This is a genomic window from Pontibacter silvestris (assembly GCF_020907275.1).
GTDB classification, from domain to species: domain Bacteria; phylum Bacteroidota; class Bacteroidia; order Cytophagales; family Hymenobacteraceae; genus Pontibacter; species Pontibacter silvestris.
The window spans coordinates 15,724-35,488 of record NZ_JAJJWI010000026.1; the positions used below are offsets into that span (position 1 = coordinate 15,724).

Sequence of the window (19,765 nt, forward strand, 5' to 3'; positions counted from 1 at the left end):
ATTGGCTTTAGTTAGTTTGCTGGTATGCTTTTAACTGCACTCTAAAAGGAACCAGTGTATTTTAATGTTCCGAGAGAAGAAGCAGAACTCTTTCAGGACAATTTTATTTCACTACAATTTCATCAACAAATACCCATGTCTTTTTACCGGCAGTGCCATTTGTGTTAAGGTTTGCCTGTGCATTTCTGGCTGTTACCTTAATAAATCGAGCTTTGGTTTTTGGCAGATATGTTAGTAGTTCTTTTTTGAAAGTTCCTTGCTGTCTACCTTCCGGTATGTCAGAAATGACCTTTACTGTTTTAAACTTCTTGCCATTCTTAGAAACTGCAATTTCTATTTGTGTCGGCAACAGTATTTCAGCTCCTGTATTCTGAAGGAAAGAGCTGCTGATAGTGGATACTTTGGTTATCTCATCCAGGTCTATAAGAGCTTCCATGTCGCTTCCGAAAAAGCCAAGCCATTGTCCGTCGGTGTGGTTAGTAGTTCCTCCGAGGCCATTTACCAGAGTTACAGCTCCTGAAGCGGTATAACTAGGGTGTGCCGGGGTGGTTAGCTGAATAGGATGTGCAAAGGCTTTATGCACTTTAATATCCTTAGAAGTTACTTTACCCATCATTTTGCCGCCAGAAAAAGAGGCAGCTTTTATTGTGGCAGAATTAGATACCGGAAAAGGACTTGTATAAGCAAGTGCGGAAGGAGTAGGTTCAGAACCATTCAGCGTGTAAAAAACCTGCGGACCTGCGGCATCCATCAAGAAATTTACCGTAGCCACTCTTTGCGTTGTATCTATTGCTATCTGTTGCCTTACGTTAAATGTGCTTCTGGCATAGTTCGCACCAAGGGCATCGAACCGCTGGTACTGCTGTTGCATGCGGGCTTTAAAGTTTTCCCAATCTTTTTGTTTGGCTGGAGTCCAGAGTACTTCCGATAAGGCTGACATACGTGGCAGCACCATGTATTCTACTTGCTCTGATGTAGGAATATATTCCGTCCACACGTTTGCCTGTGCGCCTAAAATGTATTTCTTTTCATCTTCAGAAAGTTCAGCTGGTGTAGGTTCAAAGGAGTATACTTTCTCAAGTGTTGTATACCCGCCTATGGCAACAGGCTCCAGATTTGGTTCGCCCTGGTAATGGTCAAAATACACATGAGAGCCCGGTGTCATAACCACATAATGGTGCTGCTTTGCTGCGGCAATGCCTCCCTCAGTACCACGCCACGACATGACATACGCATTAGGAGCAAGGCCTCCTTCCAGTATCTCATCCCATCCAATTATTGTTCTGCCTTTTGAGTTCACAAACTTTTCCATCCGCTGTATGAAGTAGCTTTGCAGTTCATGTTCATTCTTCAGGTTTTCCGCGGCTATTCGGGCCTGGCACTTGGGGCACTTTTCCCAACGGCTCTTTGGTGATTCGTCTCCTCCAATATGGATGATTTTGCTAGGGAATAAATCCATTACTTCTGTCAGAACATCCTCCAGAAACTCAAAAGTCTGTTCGTTACCGGCACAATACACATCATCAAAAACCCCCCAAAGCTGTTCAACTTTAAAAGGGCCTCCTGTACAAGATAGCTCAGGATAAGCTGTCAGTGCTGCTATAGAGTGCCCCGGCATCTCGATTTCTGGTATTACTGTAATGTAGCGGTCCTGTGCATATTTAACTACTTCTTTAATTTGTTCCTGAGTATAGTAGCCACCGTAACGTTTGTCATCAAACTGATGGGGTTGGTCGCTGTAATGACCAATTAAGGTGCCGTCGCGCCAGGCACCTACTTCTGTTAACTTAGGATATTTCTTTATTTCTATGCGCCAGCCCTGATCTTCGGTGAGGTGCCAGTGGAAAGTGTTCATTTTATGCATCGCCAGGTAGTCGATGTACTTTTTTACAAACTCCACCGAGAAAAAATGGCGTGCCACATCAAGGTGCATGCCACGCCAGGCGTAGCGGGGTTTGTCTACTACCTCTAACGCCGGAATGCTTACCGGAGCTGTAGTGGTGGTTGATGGCAGTAACTGCCGTATTGTCTGAGTGCCTAAAAATAGCCCCTGCGGCTTGTTAGCGGCTAACGTCACCTGAGAAGAAGTAACCTGTAGTTTATAGCCTTCAGCTCCAAGAGAATCTATAGGTTGTGCAAGTGTAAGGTAAATAGCATGTTCACTATCTTTATTAGGTACAGCTTGAGTGACTTTTAACTGGTTTCCTGAAATCTGCTGTATGTATTGCGCTAAAGCCTGTCCGATGTTCTTTAGCTCATCATTTTCAGGGTCGACATATATAGTAGTACCTGCGTTAAGAGAAAAACTACCGCTTTTCAGGGTTAACTTCAGCGGCTGTGGTATAATAGCTATTGTTTGTAGCGCAGCCGTTTCTGTCTGTGCATATACGGAAGGTATTGGTGCCACTACTGCTCCCCAGGTGCATACTAAAGTAGCTAGTGCCGCTATTTTGCCTTTTATACTCATAACAATGTCTTTTGAAGTTTACTGTTATTTTCACTTTTCATTTTGAAAAGAGCAGCGGCACCCAAAATTGCTGCCTTATCTATCCCTGAGGGCTCTACTATAAGCTGATCTGTGACAAGTTTAAAAGGGAAAGTCGCTATACTTTCTCGCATAGTCTTTTCAAAGAAAGGATAACACTTACTGACAGATCCACCTAAGAATATAGCCTCCGGAGACAGGGCATATAAAATAACCTTTATGGCGTTTCCTAAATGATAGCCAAACTGATGAAGTACTTCTAAAGCTTGCTGATTGCCATCTTTTGCTAATAACTGCACTTTCTTCCCTGGCATACCACACTTATTCAAAAAGAACTTACCGCTGCAGTAATCCTCAATGGTCTGGTCTAAGTAGGGTACACCTCCAAACTCACCTGCACAGGAAAGGGTGCCTGAGTACAGGCTATTGTTGATAATGATACCTGTTCCAAAGCCGGTACCTAATGTTATACCAACAATATTTTTCAGATCTTTGGCTTTGCCATATATTTTTTCTCCTAACACAAAAGAGTTGGCATCGTTGGTGATGTAGACAGGCTTTTGGAAATGCTCCTCCAGGTACTTTTTGAGGTGCACTTCTTTCCAGGAGGGGATATTCTGTACACCGCATACAACTCCATTCTTTTCATCAACCAACCCTGGTACACCTATGCCTATCCCTAAAGTATCTGTATCGAACAGTTGCTCGATACCACTGATTATTTCGCCTACAATCTGTTCTTTGGGAGCATAAGCAGAAGTTGTAAGTTTGATTTCACTAATAACATCACCCTCCTGAACGATGCCGATGTGTGTTTTTGTGGCACCGATGTCAATGCCTACGATTTTTTGACTTTGCTGCATTTCTCTATTAAAATGGTGACAATGATCTCAGCCGGTTTGCTGTTGATGGTTTACCGTTTGCCGGTAAAGAAAACCGGCAAACGGTACGATACCGGGCTGTCGTTGAAAGAATGTTTATTCAAACCTCCATCTGACAAAAGCCTCCATGGCCTCATAATCAGCCAATCCTAATTGGTCATAGCGACTTGCTGTCTCTCGGTTACGTTCCTCCGCCCTGACCCAGAATTCCCTCGCATCATCGCCCGGAAATACTGGTGTGTCTTTCTGTGACTGATGCTTAAAGATGGCATTGCGCTTACGCACTACCTCCTGTGGAGAGAGTGGCACGGCCATCTCAATCTCGTGGGTCTCAAATTCATGCCAGGCTCCTCTATACATCCACAGCCAGCAGTTTTGGGCCCACTCCTCAGTTTGGCGCAGGCGGTTCATTGCCTCTATGATAATTCTGAAGCAGACAACATGGGTGCCATGAGGGTCAGCAAAATCACCTGCAGCAAATACCTGGTGAGGTTTTACTTGTTGCAACAGTGCCATTGTCTGCTCAATGTCTTTGTTAGTGACAGGGTTCTTCTTCGTTTTTCCAGATTCGTAGAAGGGTAGGGCCATAAAATGAATGTGCTCATCAGGCAAGCCGGCATATCGGGCACCGGCGATAGCTTCACTCTTACGAATAAAAGCTTTTACCTGTCGTACTTCCTGCGTGTCCAGCTGGTTAGGTTCCTTTTGTTCCAGGAACTGGCGTGTCTGTTCGTAAACAGACTGCAGCTTAGAGCCGTCCTGGCCTATGCTCCTGTTGAAGTCGATGGCAAATTCCATATAGCGTAGCACATCATCGTCCCATACAGCTGTGTTGCCCGAAGTCTGATAAGCTACATGTACTTGGTGCCCCTGGTCAACTAAACGAATAAAAGTACCCCCCATGGAGATCACATCGTCGTCTGGGTGAGGAGAGAAGATAAGTACCCGCTTCTGCGCTGGCTCAGCCCGTTCAGGGCGTTGGGAGTCGTCTGCTCCCGGTTTGCCTCCTGGCCAGCCGGTGATGGTGTGCTGAAGCTGATTGAAAATATTGATATTGATGTTATAGGCTGGTCCCCGTTCGGTAACCAGTTGGGCCATGCCGTTGTTATTGTAGTCTTCTTCGGTGAGCTTAAGGATAGGTTTCTCAAGTTTACATGATAGCCATATGACAGCCTTTTTGGTTAGTTTCTCATCCCAGGCGCAGTCCTTAACCAGCCAGGGCGTATCGAAGCGGGTAAGTTCGGAGGCTGCCGCCTCATCAAGTACAAACTCCACATTATCGGATAGTTGCAGGTATGTTGCCGGCACCTCCCCAGACATTTCTCCCTCCACAGCTTTACGTATGATAGGGGCTTTCTTTCCGCTCCAGGCCATCAGGATAATCTCTCGGGCCTTAAAGATGGTGCCGATGCCCATAGTGATGGCTTTGGTCGGCACATTCTCTTTGCCCCCGAAGTCACGGGAGGCATCGCTGCGGGTCAGTTCGTCGAGGGTTACCAGGCGGGTGCCGGAGTTAGGGGCAGAGCCAGGCTCGTTAAAGCCGATGTGGCCGGTGCGTCCGATGCCTAAAATCTGCAGGTCCAGTCCTCCCAGTGCCTCAATCTTTCGTTCATAGTCCAAGCAAAAGCTGTGTACCTGCTCTTTCGGAAGAGTGCCGTCGGGGATGTGGATATTCTCCCTGTCTATGTCGATATGATTAAAGAGGTTCTCGTTCATGAAGGTGACATAGCTCTGGGCAGCGGTAGGCTGCATGGGGTAATACTCATCCAGGTTGAAGGTGATTACATTGCGAAAGCTCAGGCCTTCCTCCCGGTGCAGGCGTACCAGCTCGTCGTACACGCCCACTGGGGTGGCGCCGGTGGCAAGCCCCAGCACCACCTGCTCCTTGTTTTGCTGTTTTTCTCTGATCAACCGGGCGATGCGTTCGGCAACCCGAACTGAGGCAATCTGCTGGTCCGGGTACACCGTAACGGGCAGCTTCTCAAAACGCGTCTCTTCCAGTAAGTTTAATCGTGCCATAAAAAGTTGATGTAATTATTCAGTATAAATAATTGGTAGTGTGTTATGCGTATGATGGCAATTGATTGTCAAACAAAGCCATTGCTTAGACTATTATCCTATAACAAGTTGTTATCTAATGTATTGACTTTAGGTTGTGCAGCTTTTAAAGCTGCAGCCAAAAAACTGTAATATGTTTATGCAATTTATTAATGAATAGGTAGTCACTTTACCACCTTGATAACTCCATGTGACTTTCAAATATATTCTCCATAACAGTAGCTACAGATCCCATTATACCTGCATCCTTACCTAGTTCTGATACGGCTATGGTTGTTTTCTCTCTTAGCTGTGTCATGCAATAAGTATTAATGGAATGCTGTATGGGAGTAGTTATATACTGCTTTGCCTCGGCAATTTTACCACCAAGTATAATTAGTTCTGGATTAAATAACTGAATAAGAATAGCAATGCCTTTTCCTAAACTAATGCCTATCTCTGATAGAATATTAATGGCGTACTGATCTCCGTTATTTGCTGCATCAATCACAAGTTGTGGTTCAATTTGATCTATTTCCTGGTCTGACAACTTGTTTAACAGTGAATTCTGACCTGACTTTATTCCTTCTTTTGCTTTTTTTGCAAGTGCAATTCCAGAAGCTACTGTTTCCAGGCAACCCCGCTTTCCGCAATGGCAGAGAGCTCCTTCATCTACAAGGGGGATATGTCCGAATTCTCCTGCAAACCCGGATGTGCCGCTACGGAGCTTCCCATCCATGATGACACCCATACCTATACCCCAATCCATGGAAAGCACCAGTACATCTCTTCTGCCATTCGCCAGACCAAAACGGTACTCTGCTAATGTTGCACTTTTAACATCGTTTTGTATATAGACAGGCTTGTTAAACTTTCTCTCTAGTAGGTGTTGCAGGGTTTCAGATTCTTGGGAAGTAAGTAGGTATGTGTAGTTATTACCTTCTTTTGAAGCTACCAGACCTGGCATACTAATGCCTATACCCATTAATTTTTTCGGGTCTATTCCTGAAGACAATATTAATTGATGAGCACAGGTATAGAGGTGATCTACTGCACTTAAATCTTTAGTGATTTCAAGTGAGTAAGTCTGTACCTCTGTTATGTTATTATTGTTGTTATCAAAAATGGCCATCCTGGTCTTAAACCGTTCCATGTGGATGCTCAGGACAAACAGTGAGTTGTTGCGAAGGCCATATAAATCCGGCTTTCTTCCGCCTATAGATTTTCCTCTTCCTTGTTTTTCTACAAGACCTTCAGAAACAAGCTCGTTTAGCAGAGACATAGAGGTAGGGGAACTGATACTAAAGCGACTGCATATATCAGCGTTGGTTTTGGAGCCCTTTACATAGAGGTGCTTGATAATCTTAATCTTCTGCAGATGCTTTTTTCGCTCTACGTTATTAAGATTCTCTAAATACGTTTCTTCCAGCGCTAGCAGCGAACTCATCGTTTCAATCTTTAGTATGTTTAAAGAAACTTAATATTTTCTTTAATTCAAAACACTTTTATTATTTTTTTATAAAAGATGTTCTGGTATGTGTAAAATATAGTTTAATAAAGAGATAAGTAGCTACAATGCCCAATAAACATGGTTCACATATTTATTGGGCATTGGGTTTCTTACCTGTTCATGGCCCTGAACTAATCAAAGGCCTGATGTGAGATTTTTTAAGAAGAGCAATAACTACAGCTACGAGTACATTCCTAGGCAGGACTCCACCTGTGCAGTACAACTTTAACATATAGTCACCTTATGTCGGGAGCCAGTATTAATAAGGTGTAACACGGAGATGACATGGCTTTTTTACCTCCTGCTGGAAAGTTGCAGTTGAACTTCCTTTCTAATTCAGGTGGAGCGGAATCAGACCCTGAATTCACTACTATTCGCTACTTCAACCCCTACTATTAAGTAGTCGCAGTCCCTACTAATAGCTATGCAAGATTGGCTAGCAGCAGCGATTGACAGCCGTAGCATCAGCTTCTACCTTTGCTGCTGTTTAGAATAATTATAAATAATTATGAGATTCATGAAAAATTAAGTGCAAAATTCTAATCTGGCAAAAGCGATTTAACCCTAGCTGAGAGGCTCAACAGCTGTTTTTCAGCCTTGAATTTGAAAAGATATATCTGATTAACCTTGAAAAGACATATACTCTATAGCTTCATTTTATTTCTTCTTCCTTTAGGGCTAAAAGCCCAGAAGAATGACTGTTCCATTTCAGGCATTGTCAGGTCTCAGGAGGGAAAGGCACTGCACCAGCTTTATGTTTACCTGCAAAACTCTTCTTATTTTACCGAAACAGCTGTGGATGGCAGCTATAAACTGTCTGTTCCCGCTGGTGAATACTATATCATATGCTCTGGCCTGGGATATGAAAAGAAAATAGTTCCTGTTACTTTGAAACCAGGACAAAAGTTAGAGTATGATTTTACGCTGGCTTTGGAGCCTGACATGGTCTTTGAAGAGGTAGAGATTGTTGGAAAATCAGCTCTTCAGGATGTGAAGGAATCGGCTTACAATGTAGTGGCTGTTGATGCAAAGGCGCTGCATAACACTACCATGGATGTTTCGCAGGCTCTTGAGAGGGTTTCAGGCGTAAGGGTGAGGCAAACAGGCGGGGTAGGATCAGAGGTAAACCTTTCTTTGAACGGGTTCAGCGGGCGCCATGTCAAGTTTTTTATAGACGGAGTTCCGATGGAGGGTTTCGGGTCTGCTTTCCAGATTAACAACCTGCCCGTTAACATGGCCGAGCGTATTGAAGTTTATAAAGGAGTGGTGCCCATTAGCTTTGGCTCTGATGCACTGGGCGGAGCGATCAATATTGTTACCAACGACCGTACCAACAGCTTCTTGGATGCTTCCTACTCTTTCGGATCATTCAACACGCATAAGTCATATGTTAACGCAGGCTATACTTCCAAGTCTGGCTTTACGGCCAACATTAACGCTTTCCAGAACTACTCTGATAACAACTATTGGGTGAGTGCTAAAATATTGGACCTGGAGGGTAACCTCTTCTTACCGGAAAAGCAACGGGTAAGGCGCTTTCATGATAAATACCACAACGAAACTGTAATAGCCAAATTTGGTGTGGTTAATAAGCCTTTCGCAGACCGATTATTGCTTGGCTTTACCTGGGGGAATGAGTATGATGAGATCCAGCATCCTGCAGATATGAGTTTTGCCTACGGAGAGCGGTTCAAAACTGCGGAAACGCTTATGCCTTCCTTGCTCTACACCAAAAGTAACCTCTTTGCCAAAAACCTGAATGTTTCCTTAAGTGCCAACTATAATTTTGGAGGTGCCATGAATGTGGATACGGCCAGGGTGAGGTACAATTGGCTGGGAGAACACATAGAGCGCAAAAACAGGGGGGAACTGGCTTACTCGCTTTATAAATACCATAACCGCAATGGGGCAGCAAACGCGAATTTAACTTATACTTTCTTAGGCAAGCACGCCTTTACCCTTAATAACGTTCTTTCCACCTTTTCAAGGACAGGCCACAACGAGGCAGAACCATCCCCGATAGATGATTATCCGCGGGAAACGATCAAAAATGTGCTGGGAGTTGGATACAAATTCGACTATAGTGAGAAGTGGAGCACTTCTTTTTTCCTGAAACACTATAAGAATACGGTTAATACTTACGCAGATCCAGACGGAGGAAGCGACTATCAGAACTTCAAGCTCACTACCGAAAATGACGGATACGGCGTGGCAAGTACTTACTTTCTCAGAGAGAACCTTCAGCTAAAGGCTTCTTACGAAAAAACATACCGCTTACCCACGGGCCGTGAGTTATTCGGGTCAGGAGACGGAGTAGAAGTAGGGAACGTAAGCCTGAGCCCAGAAAACAGCGATAATTTTAACTTGGGTCTTAACTATAGCTTTATAATAAACGATAAGCATGCCTTTACGGTGGACGGCAGCTTTATTTATCGCAATATAAAAGACTATATCAGGCGAGAGATAAGCCAAACTAGGGGAACGGCTCAATCGATAAATGAAGGGCTTGTTCGTAACATGGGTGTTGATGCAGAGGTGCGCTACTCCTACGGAAAGCTCTTTACGATAGGAGGCACCGTTGCTTTCCAGGATATACGAAATAAGCTCAAGTACCAGAACAACCGCACTGTTGTCAGCACTACTTATAACGACCGTGTGCCTAACGTGCCTTATCTGTACGGTAACGGAGACTTTACCTTTTTCCTGAATGATGCCTTCAGGAAAGGAAACACACTTAGCCTTAGCTATAACCTCCTGTATGTGCACCAGTTCTATTACGATTGGCCAAGCTATGGCGGTATAACCATTCCTACACAGCTTTCACACGATCTGTACTTTACCTATGGCCTGAAACAGGGGCGCTACAATTTATCGCTGGAATGCAAAAACATCCTGAACGAGGACCTCTACGACAACTACAGCTTACAGCGGCCAGGTAGAAGTTTTTCGGCAAAAGTCAGATACTTTATCAGTAAATAAATTTTAACCAAACCTTTCTAAAAACAAATTATGAAATTAAACAGACGCTTTCCGCTAGCTATACTTCTAGGTTTTTCGCTTCTGTCTTTGGCTTCCTGCGAGGACGACGAAGCAGCTACACCAGTTACAGAGGTTACAGAAGCTCATCAGTATGTTATTGCCGCCAGTTCTGGCGAAAATTCTTATCTCTTGCAAACCAATAGTATCGAATCGGGGTCTGTCAGTGCCCAGGGAGGTAACGCGATACAAGTACTCGGCGACAGAAGCTGGTTTTTTTACGAAGACCTGGCTGCCTACAGCTTCATTTATGCCCAGAATCTTCCGGGAGTTACTTCTTCGTTTGTGCTGGATGAGGAAGGGATGTTGACGCAAAGGCAAGAACTTGGCCTGGAGGTTTCTATGCAAAGCCGCGGGACTTATAAAGACAACCTGATCGTTGAATACTCCTCCCGCTCTTATGCCGATCCTGTCGCGACATTTTATAAAATCAACGCAGTTACAGAAGAAATCTCTCCAGAAATAAGTGTAAGCACCGAGAACTTTACAGGCAACGGTGAAATGGCTTATTTTACAGATATAGCAGAATACGGTGATTACATCCTGCTTGGCGTCAGGACCATTTCAGGTGGTGCAGATGCAGCTTTAGGCACCTTTGGTACCAAATATGCCGACAGCACCTTTGTTGCCGTGTATGACGAGAACTTTAACCTGCAAAAAATTATCCGCGATGGTGGCAGAACAGGTCAGGTAGCCGGGCAATCCCGTTCTCAGGGAGAAACAGGAATTGAGCAGGTAGAAAACGGAGACCTATACGTGTTCTCTTCCGCTATGAACTCTACCTCGGCTCCTTCAGGAGTATTGAAAATCAACAGCGGTGAACTGGAGTTTGACGATGATTATTTCTTCAACATCAGCGAGGCCTCTGGAGGAAACAAGCTGTACCGCGTTTATTATATTGGAGGCACTACTTTCTGCCTGCAGATGTACGAAACTGCTGGCTTGGATATTACGGGCTCTACAACAAACAGCTTTGCCATAGTTGATGTCGCCGCTAAAACTTTCAATTGGGTAACAAATGTTCCTTCAGGAATAACCGAAGTCAGCACACCGTACGTGGACCAGGATAATAACGAGATTGTTTTTGGCATTACTACTACCGATACATACCCTCACCTGTACATTATAGACCCTGCCACGGCAACCATGACACAAGGAATAGAAGTTATTGCAGAAGGAATAAGTGGAATAGGGAAATTATCATACTAACAGGAGTTACAGTTTATAAAATATACTCTAAGACGGCTCTGCATTTCAGGGCTGTTTTTAGTTCTAACAGTTCTTAGTATTTATTATAACCTTATGAAGATGAAGTGCTTAATTAAATTCAAGGTCTCTTATCCTGTTTATGTATCAACGTTTATGTTGCTGTTTCAGACGTTCACCGCCAGTTCGCAGAACAGCAATTCGGCTGAAACGCATCAACTGTATTCTAATTATTTACATGAGCAGCGCACATTTTGGGTCTCGTTGCCTGCTGGTTATGATGCCACAAAAAAGTACCCTGTTATGTATGTGCTGGACGCGGAAAGCCGCTTTGATGTGGCAAGGGTAGTTGCGCACGACAGGGCACGGTATAAAAAGGCTGTTCCATATATTATCGTAGGCGTTCCGAATATGGGTACACCAGATAAACGAAGCAACGACCTCACTTTTAGCACCTCCTTATACGATTATCACGGGAAGCCATTAGATGTACTGCGCTTCGACTCTACAAACACGGGGGGCGGCATGGATTTCTCTCATTTTATTAACGAAGAACTTGTCCCTCATATAAATTCCCTTTATCCGACGAGCAATCAGAATGTACTGGTTGGCCACTCTTTCTCGGGATATTTCGCCAGTTACATACTTCCGCTGCAGCAAACCTTTACCACCTATCTGCTTATTGATCCGAGTATATGGTATAACAGGGGAGAAGCCTTGGAACACTTAAAATCTAATGCGGAAGCCCTAAGGAAAAGCGCAGGAATCAATGTATATGTTTCCTACCAGTCACGGCCGGCATACAACGTGGGAAAAGTAAAAGAGCTGGTAGCTTATCTTTCAAAACAAGACCATGTAACCATTGCATATAAGCAATATCTGGATGAAACCCACGGCTCCATTTTTCTCCAGAGTTTTGTAGATGGTATGAATTTTATTTCCTCTTTGGAAGAGAACAAGATAAGTAACAAGCTCTGAAGTTTCTGTTATAACAGTACCCACTACCTTAATTCATTATTCAGCAAAGATGAGAATCAAAAAGTCTTTATATTCAGGATTGCATTGAATGACCAAAGCTTTTTTTACTCTAGATGAATTAGTTTTTATTATCTTTACTGATACCATCAACTTCACTTTAGATGATTCTGTTTGAGAACAGCATTCTGACATTAGACTATGATCCTGCCTCTGACATCTTAGATGTGGCCTACCCTGATCTGCATGATTTTATGCTTTCTGAAATAAAGCACAACATCGATATCTTAGTGGATAACGTGAAACATTATGATGTAAAGAGGCTATTACTGGACTCTAGCAGAACCGTTATTTCTGTAAGGGAGGAAGAGGGCAGGGAAATCTCTATATATCTGGCTACCGGGCTTCAGACCTCACGGGTGGAGAAAGTGGCCAGGTTACATTCCCTAAACTTCACCGTAGAGACAAGGGCACAGGGAAACATCCAGCATATACAGACCACGCTGTCACTGCCATTTCAGCTGCAAAACTTTACCAGTAAACCAAAGGCCGTGGAGTGGCTGCAACATTCAGATCAGTTGTAACCTTCAGTGTTCCTGCTTCGTGCTTTGACTGAGGAAAAATTTCCTCTTGTAACATTAGCCATAGTACTGTGGTGGGCACATAAGTAATAATTTAAAACTTTTTCAGTGCCCAATAGTTTAAAGTTCTGAATACCCTACAGGGCAGGCGCAGCAAAACCTATTATTCCTGTTTTGCAGGCTGTAACACATATAGTAAGACGACGTTTATAAGCAATGCAATATATTATACCCCTATTTTTGTATCTTTAACAAGACCTCATTATTTATCTGATAATAATTCTAGATTAATGGAAAGCAGACTGAGTCCAAATGTGTGGGAGAAGATGGTACAGGCTTCCCCGGATCTGTTCTGCACCTTTAACCGGAACGGAAAGTTTACCTATGCCAGTAGTGCGAGCAGCAACATATTAGGCTACCATGAAGAAGAACTGAAAGGGCGTCACTATACAGAATTCCTGAATACTGATTACCTTTCCGCTACCCAGAAAGCTTTTGAGGATATATTGACCGGTTCTAAGGCAAACAACTTTGAGAACTGCTTTATCCATAAGAACGGCAGCAGCGTTCCTATGCTCTGGTCTGCTGTGTGGTCAGAAGAAGAGCAGTCTGTTTTTTGCGTGGGACGTGATATTACGGAACGAAAGATCAGCCGGTCAAAGCTGGAGGAGAGTGAGCAGCGCTATAAGGGCCTATTTGAGTATAACCCGGACATCCTCTTCGTTGAAAGTAAAGAGGGGCTGGTAACGGAAGTAAACTATAGCTTCTGCAATACCTTAGGGCTTTCCTCTGAAGAAGTAGTCGGACTTCCTGCTTCCTCTTTTCTTCCTGCTGAAATGGTTGCTGTATCGGAAATGTATTTTAAGGAAGCACTGTTGGGAAATACGTTACGATTTGACCTGGAACTAATGACAGCTAACACAGAGCATAGGGTATTTGATACTATCAAGTTTCCTGTCATGGTTAATGGAGCGGTCGTTGGCGTGCAGACGATTGCAAAGGATATCACACCGATCATACATTCGTTTGAAACAATACAGCAACAGAAAAAGAAGCTCAATACCATTTTTGAGAGCATCACTGATGCTTTCATCACTTTAGATAACAGTTCGAATATCACCTACATCAACAGTGAGGCTGAAAGGTTAGTACATTTAGACAAGAGGTATCATATCGGGAAAAACATCTGGAGAATTTTTCCGGAACAGGTGGGAGGGAAATTTCAGACGCAGTATCTCTATGCTTTGGAAACAGGAAAAGCTGTTCATTTCACAGGCTACCTTCATGAGGTGGATAAATGGCTACAGGTGAAGGCATTTCCCTCAGCAGAAGGTTTATCCATTTACTTTGACGATGTCTCTGAACAGGTCAGGTCAAGAGAGGAACTTGAAAAGCTTTCCCTGGTGGCAAGCAAGACAATCAACTCAGTCGTAATCACGGATAAGGACGGTCAGATTGAGTGGGTAAATGAGAGCTTTACAAGGCTCACAGGTTACACACCCTCTGAGGCAGTAGGCAAAGCACCATACACTCTGTTACTAGGAGAGGAAACCGACCAGGCTACCGTTGAGCGGGTCTTAGAGAAAATAAAGAATGCCGAGCCATTCAAAGAGGAATTGTTGGTCTACAGAAAGTCAGGGGAGAAGCGGTGGTTTGAAGTAGAAGTAACGCCTGTTTTTAATGAAGCAAGTGACATGGTCAGGCGTATTGCCATCCATACAGACATCACGGGAAGAATTCAGGCACAACGGGAACTTGAAAAGCTTTCCCTGGTGGCCAGTAAGGTAAATAGTGGCGTGCTTATTATTGACAAAGCGCTAAAGATTGAATGGGTGAACGAGGGCTTCACCAAACTGACAGGATACGAGTTTGAGGAAGCTCTGGGTAGAGTTCCTTTTGAGTTGCTGTGCAATTCGAAAGCAGACACTAAGAGTTACCAGTTGCTGAGAAGCAAGATGATGCAAGGGAAGCCTGTTGATGTGGAGATCCTTTACAGTAAAAAAGATGGCCAAGATGTGTGGGTTAGGGTGCAGGTAAACCCTATTTATGATGAAGGTGGGAATGTGACAAAGTATGTTAACCTGCAAGCAGATGTAACGGAGAGGGTAAATTCCAGAAAGGAACTGGAGAAGCTTTCGTTGGTGGCGAGCAAAACAAATAATAGCGTACTTATAGTCGACCGAGACTTCAGAATAGAATGGGTAAATGAGAGCTTTATCAGGCTATTCGGATACAGTATGGAGGAAGCTATCGGGAAGAAACCATCTGAATTGCTGCACAACCAGAACACCGACGAAACCACCTTCAGGTTGTTAGAGGGAAAACTTAATCAGGGGCATCCTATTTCTTTTGAAATACTTAACTATACAAAAAATAGACAAGAAGTGTGGCTCTCGGTAGATATAAGCCCTATTTTAGATGAGCATGGAGAACCTGAAAGGTTCGTTGGAGTTCAAACGGACATTACTGCACTAAAAAGGTCTGAAATCGAATTATCTAAGTTAACTAAAGATCTTTATAGACAGAACAATGATCTGCAGCAGTTCACCTACATTGTCTCTCACAATTTAAGGTCTCCTGTTGCCAATGCCTTGGGTATAGCAGATTTACTGCCTAGCATCAATAGTGAGTCTGAAATGTATGATACATCATTGAAGTATCTGAAAGAAAGTATACTTCAGCTGGACACGGTACTAAAGGATATGAACAGGATTCTGAGTATCAGGGATAGTAAAGGTACTTTAGAGTTGGAACGGGTAGAAATAAACGATGCTATACAACAGGCCCAGTCGTCGTTAAAAGAACCCTTACAACAATGCGATGGCGTTGTATATAGTATTATTCCCAATGGTTTTAAAGTAAAGGCCAGCAAGGCGTACCTGTACAGCATATTCTATAACCTGCTTTCCAATGCCATCAAGTACAGAGCACAGGAAAGGACTCTTGAGGTGCATATAAAGGTTTTGGATAATAGTGAGGATGAAGTGCTGGTATCCTTCTCTGACAACGGATCAGGCTTTGATTTGGAAAAGGCAAAAGACAATGTTTTCAAACTCTACAAGCGCTTCCATACAGACAGAAAAGGCAAAGGCATCGGCTTGTTCCTGGTTAAAACCCACTTAGAGGCTATGGGAGGTCGAATAGAAGTGAAAAGCCAGGTTGGGCAAGGCACTGAGTTCTTTATTTATCTACCTAAGATATAACACAAACAAGTGCCTGATTGACAATATCAGAATCAAATGCTTATTAGTTTATACCTGATAAAACCAGTACCTGATCCTCGTGGGCATATGTCAAGAGAGGTATGATAGATAACCTTAAAGCTAACTTTTTAATTGATTAAGGTTATCTATCATTGGTTCAACTGTACTTTTTTATATAATAGAGGTGGTTACACAACAGGTTGAAGGTCTCCAGGCTGCTGATGCAGGTAAGAAGGGCTTTTGAAAATGAAAAGGAGTTTCTATTCTCGCTCTCAGCGCATGAGCTCAAGCACAACTTTTAACATATTACGCAGGCTTGCCAAGATTACTCTAACGAAGCCAGGCATCTTCTTCCTCCTGGGTTAAGGTATCGAAGAGAAAATTATAGAGGAGTATTTGGCAGCTGCAATCATGGGAAATACATAAGGCCTACGGTGGTTTTTAAACCATCTACTTGACAATTGCTGTTTTATATGAAACAGAAAACGCGGCAAAGTGCCCCAACGCTTGATCACCAAAATTAGAGATAGGGTTGGATGGAGCAACCGCACTTCCATCGATCACATCTGCAAAGGTGCGGTAATAATCATAAGTATCCTGGTTAAGGTGGTGCAATTCTACGTACACTGTATCGCCGGGCTTGAGGGTATGGGGAAAATCATATTCCACAACATTCCCATTCGTGAACTTATCCCTGGTGAGCCAGAGATTGGTGTCCTCTGTGGTTTCATCATCATCTTCAAACACATACACTTCATCATTAACAAGCACCTTCAGTCTGTAAAAGTTCTCAGCACCGGCAGGGTCATGAAAATAGGCGGTGGCATAATACCCTTCATCCAGAAACAAAGACTTTTCTTCGTAGCTGAAGGTGAGTGAGTCGAGCGGAATCTGTTGATCAGGAATTTTGCTCTGTGCTGTATAAGCTTTGCCTTCAATTTCAACTTTAAGGGTATACGTAACACCTCGCTGGCCTTGCAGAGTGGAGGGTTGGTATATGCCAGGGCTTACTTCAGTAAGTAGTTCCTCGTTTCCCAAGCCATCTGAAATCACGACACTTGCGCCGCTGATAGCTGGAAAGGTGTTAGGTTCATAAAAACCTGCTGACTTGCTTATTTCAACAGTATAAGGCCCTGGTTGGTCAGTTATAACTCCTTCGATAACAACCTCTGGTTCTACCTCCTTAAGATCAAGCTCTATTACTTCCTCGCAGGAACAGAACACTAGAAGTATGGTTAAAAAGTATAGTAAAAGAATAAACGGTTTCATTTATTTAAACTTAAAGTTGTACGTAACCGAAGGAAGAATACTAAATAAGGATATTTTGACTGCCTCTGTTCTTGAAGGGTCATCCTTAGCCTCTTGAAAATTTATGGCAAAAGCATTCTTGCGACCATAAACATTGTATACAGAGAAGTTCAGGCTGGACTCAAACTTATTATCGTTTCGGAGTTGAAGGGTTGCACCGAGGTCAAGTCTGTGGTAATCGGGTAGTCTGTTTTCATTGCGCTGGCCGTACCTGCTTATTACTTCACCGTCTACATGATACTTTCCTATGGGATAGGTTGTAGCATCTCCGGTCCGATAGACAAAAGTGCTGGAAAGAGTCCATTTGGGGTTCATTTTGTATACACCCACTATAGAAAGGTCGTGGGTTCTGTCCCAGTTGGCAGGATAGGCATTCCCATAGTCAATATCGTCAAACCTGCGTTCTGTTTTGGACCACGTATAGCTTATCCATCCACTAAAATTACCGATGTTCTTCTTTAGGTAAAACTCTGCTCCGTAAGACCATCCTTTCCCAAACAGTAGTTGGGACTCCACATTTTCATTGAATATCAGATCAGCACCAGTTCTGTAGTCGACCTGATTTTGCATATCTTTATAGTAAATCTCCACAGATCCCTCATATGCGTTGTCATTGAAATTGCGGAAATAGCCTAGTGCGTACTGGTCTGCTATTTGCGGCTTCACATTATTGCTGCTGGGAATCCAAAGATCAATAGGAGTTCCTGAAGTCGAATTAGACACTAAGTGCAGGTATTGCCTGTTGCGACCATAAGACGCTTTCAAGGAGCTTACTTCGTTTAACAGGTAAGTCAGTCCTGTCCGGGGTTCAAGCCCACCGTAGGTTTCAACAATTTCTCCCGCATCGTAAGTGTCTGTTCCGGAAACATCACCTTCCGAATCGTAAGTATAAATAGTGCCAGGGCCTACCTGTGCAAACCAGGAGTAGCGCAGGCCTAAGTTTAGCTTTAGTTTATCTGTCAGCGTCATGTCACTGGAACCATAAGCCGCAGCTTCCCAGGCATACTTCTCCTGTAGCTCTATGGCGTTGATGTTGGAGTTTTCCTCCGGGTTGATTTGACCGGGAAGAAAAGTATGATAAATGCCACTTACACCAAACTTTAATGTGTTTGCCGTACTTAAATAGTACTCAAAGTCTTGCTTCAGGCTGATATCCTGTATGGCCGACGATATAGTTAAACCATCTGATTTATTTTCATCTCCACCAATTTCCACATCATAATTGTAGTCGCTGAATAAAAAGGTTGAATTTGAGAATAGACGGCTACTGAATAGGTGGTTCCAGCGAAGGGTGGAGGTGGTATTTCCCCAATCAAAGCCAAAGTCATCGCCAAAGCCAAACTTATCGCGTCCGAGATAAGCAGATACAAACAAACGGTCTTTTTCCCCAAAGCGGTAGTTAGCCTTGGCATTCAGGTCATAAAAATATAAGATCGACTTGTTCAGGTCCTCATCACTTGAAAGTTTCAAAAACAGGTCCAGATAGGTTCTGCGTCCGGAGATGATTACAGAACCTTTATCTTTTACAATAGGAGCCTCAGCCGTCAGGCGGGAAGAAATTAGGCCGATGCCGCCTCCTAGGTTAAACTTCTTGTTGTTGCCGTCGTTCATCCTGATATCCAAAACCGAAGATGCCCGTCCGCCATACTCGGAAGGTATATATCCTTTATAAATTTGTAAGTCTTTGATAGCATCGGAATTAAAAACCGAAAAAAAACCTAGCAAATGGGAGGCGTTGTATACGGGAGCCTCATCTAACAAAATAAGGTTCTGGTCTGCACTGCCTCCCCGCACAAAAAAGCCACCGCCTCCCTCGCTTGATTTGATTCCTGGAAGAAGTTGTATGGTTTTCACGACGTCCCTTTCACCGAAAACTACCGGGATGGTTTCTATTTCCCGCATCTCAAGCCTGTTCACACTCATTTGAGTGGACTGCACATTTTGGTCTTTCTGTGCCGAGCTTATTACCACCTCTTTCAGGGTTGCAGATGCGCGTTCCAAAGGAAACAGGAGGGAAGTGTCATTCTCTAACAGAATTACTCTGCTTTGTGATTGATAGCCTACATAGCTTACCACCAGCGTATAGGAGCCTTGCGGAACTGTGAGTGAATAGAACCCATACTCATTCGTGACTCCGCCAGTTGCTAACTCTTTTATGGATACGGAGGCGCCTATAAGCTCTTCTCCACTTGCTGCATCTTCAATTGTGCCACTTATAGTGAACTTTTGCTGCGCATAAGTCTCTAAGGTAGCAGCTAGTATGAATAGCACTGTCAGAAAACTAAAGGGTAATACTCTTAAGACAGCAGCAGGCAGATAAAGCCGCCAATGAGTGATTTTCATGTATGAAATAATATGACAGATAAAGGAGGTGCTGCGGTAAGTGTTTTGATACCGAGATCCTGTGTTTCCACAACATGGTAGCCGAATTCTCCTGATAAGTTTCTTAATGTTAACTTATTATTTATAGATTTTAAAAAAGAATTTGATTTTTGTTGTCCACTAAATGTTTTCAGGTAGTTTTTCGGGCAAATCTGCTTTAT

The 19,765-nt window shown here is 43.4% G+C and carries 11 protein-coding genes; 5 read left to right on the top strand and 6 right to left on the bottom strand.

Annotated elements, in window-relative coordinates; all coding sequences use genetic code 11:
• Positions 1-103 precede the first annotated feature (103 nt).
• The 4 genes from LN995_RS18440 to LN995_RS18455 all read right to left on the bottom strand — a co-directional run bounded on the left by LN995_RS18440 (position 104) and on the right by LN995_RS18455 (position 6,850).
• Positions 104-2,467, bottom strand: a complete 2,364-nt coding sequence (locus LN995_RS18440; protein WP_229962563.1) for a beta-N-acetylhexosaminidase — start codon at positions 2,465-2,467, stop codon at positions 104-106.
• Positions 2,464-3,348 carry an ROK family protein gene (locus tag LN995_RS18445; protein ID WP_229962564.1) on the bottom strand — a complete coding sequence of 295 codons (885 nt, stop codon included), beginning with the start codon at positions 3,346-3,348 and terminating at the stop codon, positions 2,464-2,466. Before LN995_RS18445 ends, LN995_RS18440 begins: the two co-directional genes overlap by 4 nt.
• Positions 3,349-3,462: 114 nt before the next feature.
• Complete coding sequence (gene nagB, locus LN995_RS18450) at positions 3,463-5,385, bottom strand: glucosamine-6-phosphate deaminase (protein WP_229962565.1); 1,923 nt, start codon at positions 5,383-5,385, stop codon at positions 3,463-3,465.
• A 208-nt stretch (positions 5,386-5,593) separates the two neighbouring features.
• Complete coding sequence (locus tag LN995_RS18455; protein ID WP_229962566.1) at positions 5,594-6,850, bottom strand: ROK family transcriptional regulator; 1,257 nt, start codon at positions 6,848-6,850, stop codon at positions 5,594-5,596.
• 690 nt (positions 6,851-7,540) lie between these two features.
• On the opposite strand from LN995_RS18455, the gene LN995_RS18460 reads away from it, so the two are divergent.
• The 5 genes from LN995_RS18460 to LN995_RS18480 all read left to right on the top strand — a co-directional run bounded on the left by LN995_RS18460 (position 7,541) and on the right by LN995_RS18480 (position 15,914).
• Positions 7,541-9,892: a TonB-dependent receptor gene (locus LN995_RS18460; protein WP_229962567.1), complete on the top strand. Its 2,352-nt coding sequence runs from the start codon at positions 7,541-7,543 to the stop codon at positions 9,890-9,892.
• A gap of 30 nt (positions 9,893-9,922) precedes the next feature.
• Entirely contained in the window at positions 9,923-11,158 is a 1,236-nt protein-coding gene (locus LN995_RS18465) for a DUF4374 domain-containing protein (protein ID WP_229962568.1), read from the top strand.
• Positions 11,159-11,251: 93 nt separating this feature from the next.
• The gene (locus LN995_RS18470; RefSeq protein ID WP_229962569.1) at positions 11,252-12,133 is read left to right on the top strand and encodes an alpha/beta hydrolase; all 882 of its coding nucleotides are present in this window, start codon (positions 11,252-11,254) and stop codon (positions 12,131-12,133) included.
• A gap of 161 nt (positions 12,134-12,294) precedes the next feature.
• Entirely contained in the window at positions 12,295-12,714 is a 420-nt protein-coding gene (locus LN995_RS18475) for a hypothetical protein (protein WP_229962570.1), read from the top strand.
• Between the two features lie 287 nt (positions 12,715-13,001).
• Positions 13,002-15,914, top strand: coding sequence for a PAS domain-containing sensor histidine kinase (locus LN995_RS18480; RefSeq protein ID WP_229962571.1), 2,913 nt, complete (start codon positions 13,002-13,004; stop codon positions 15,912-15,914).
• Between the two features lie 450 nt (positions 15,915-16,364).
• Here LN995_RS18480 and LN995_RS18485 read toward each other — a convergent pair whose 3' ends face one another.
• Both LN995_RS18485 and LN995_RS18490 read right to left on the bottom strand, forming a co-directional pair.
• On the bottom strand, positions 16,365-17,183 hold the full coding sequence (locus LN995_RS18485; RefSeq protein WP_229962572.1) for a DUF4249 domain-containing protein: 819 nt from the start codon (positions 17,181-17,183) through the stop codon (positions 16,365-16,367).
• Positions 17,184-19,565 carry a TonB-dependent receptor gene (locus LN995_RS18490; RefSeq protein ID WP_229962573.1) on the bottom strand — a complete coding sequence of 794 codons (2,382 nt, stop codon included), beginning with the start codon at positions 19,563-19,565 and terminating at the stop codon, positions 17,184-17,186. It lies immediately after the preceding gene.
• Positions 19,566-19,765 lie beyond the last annotated feature (200 nt).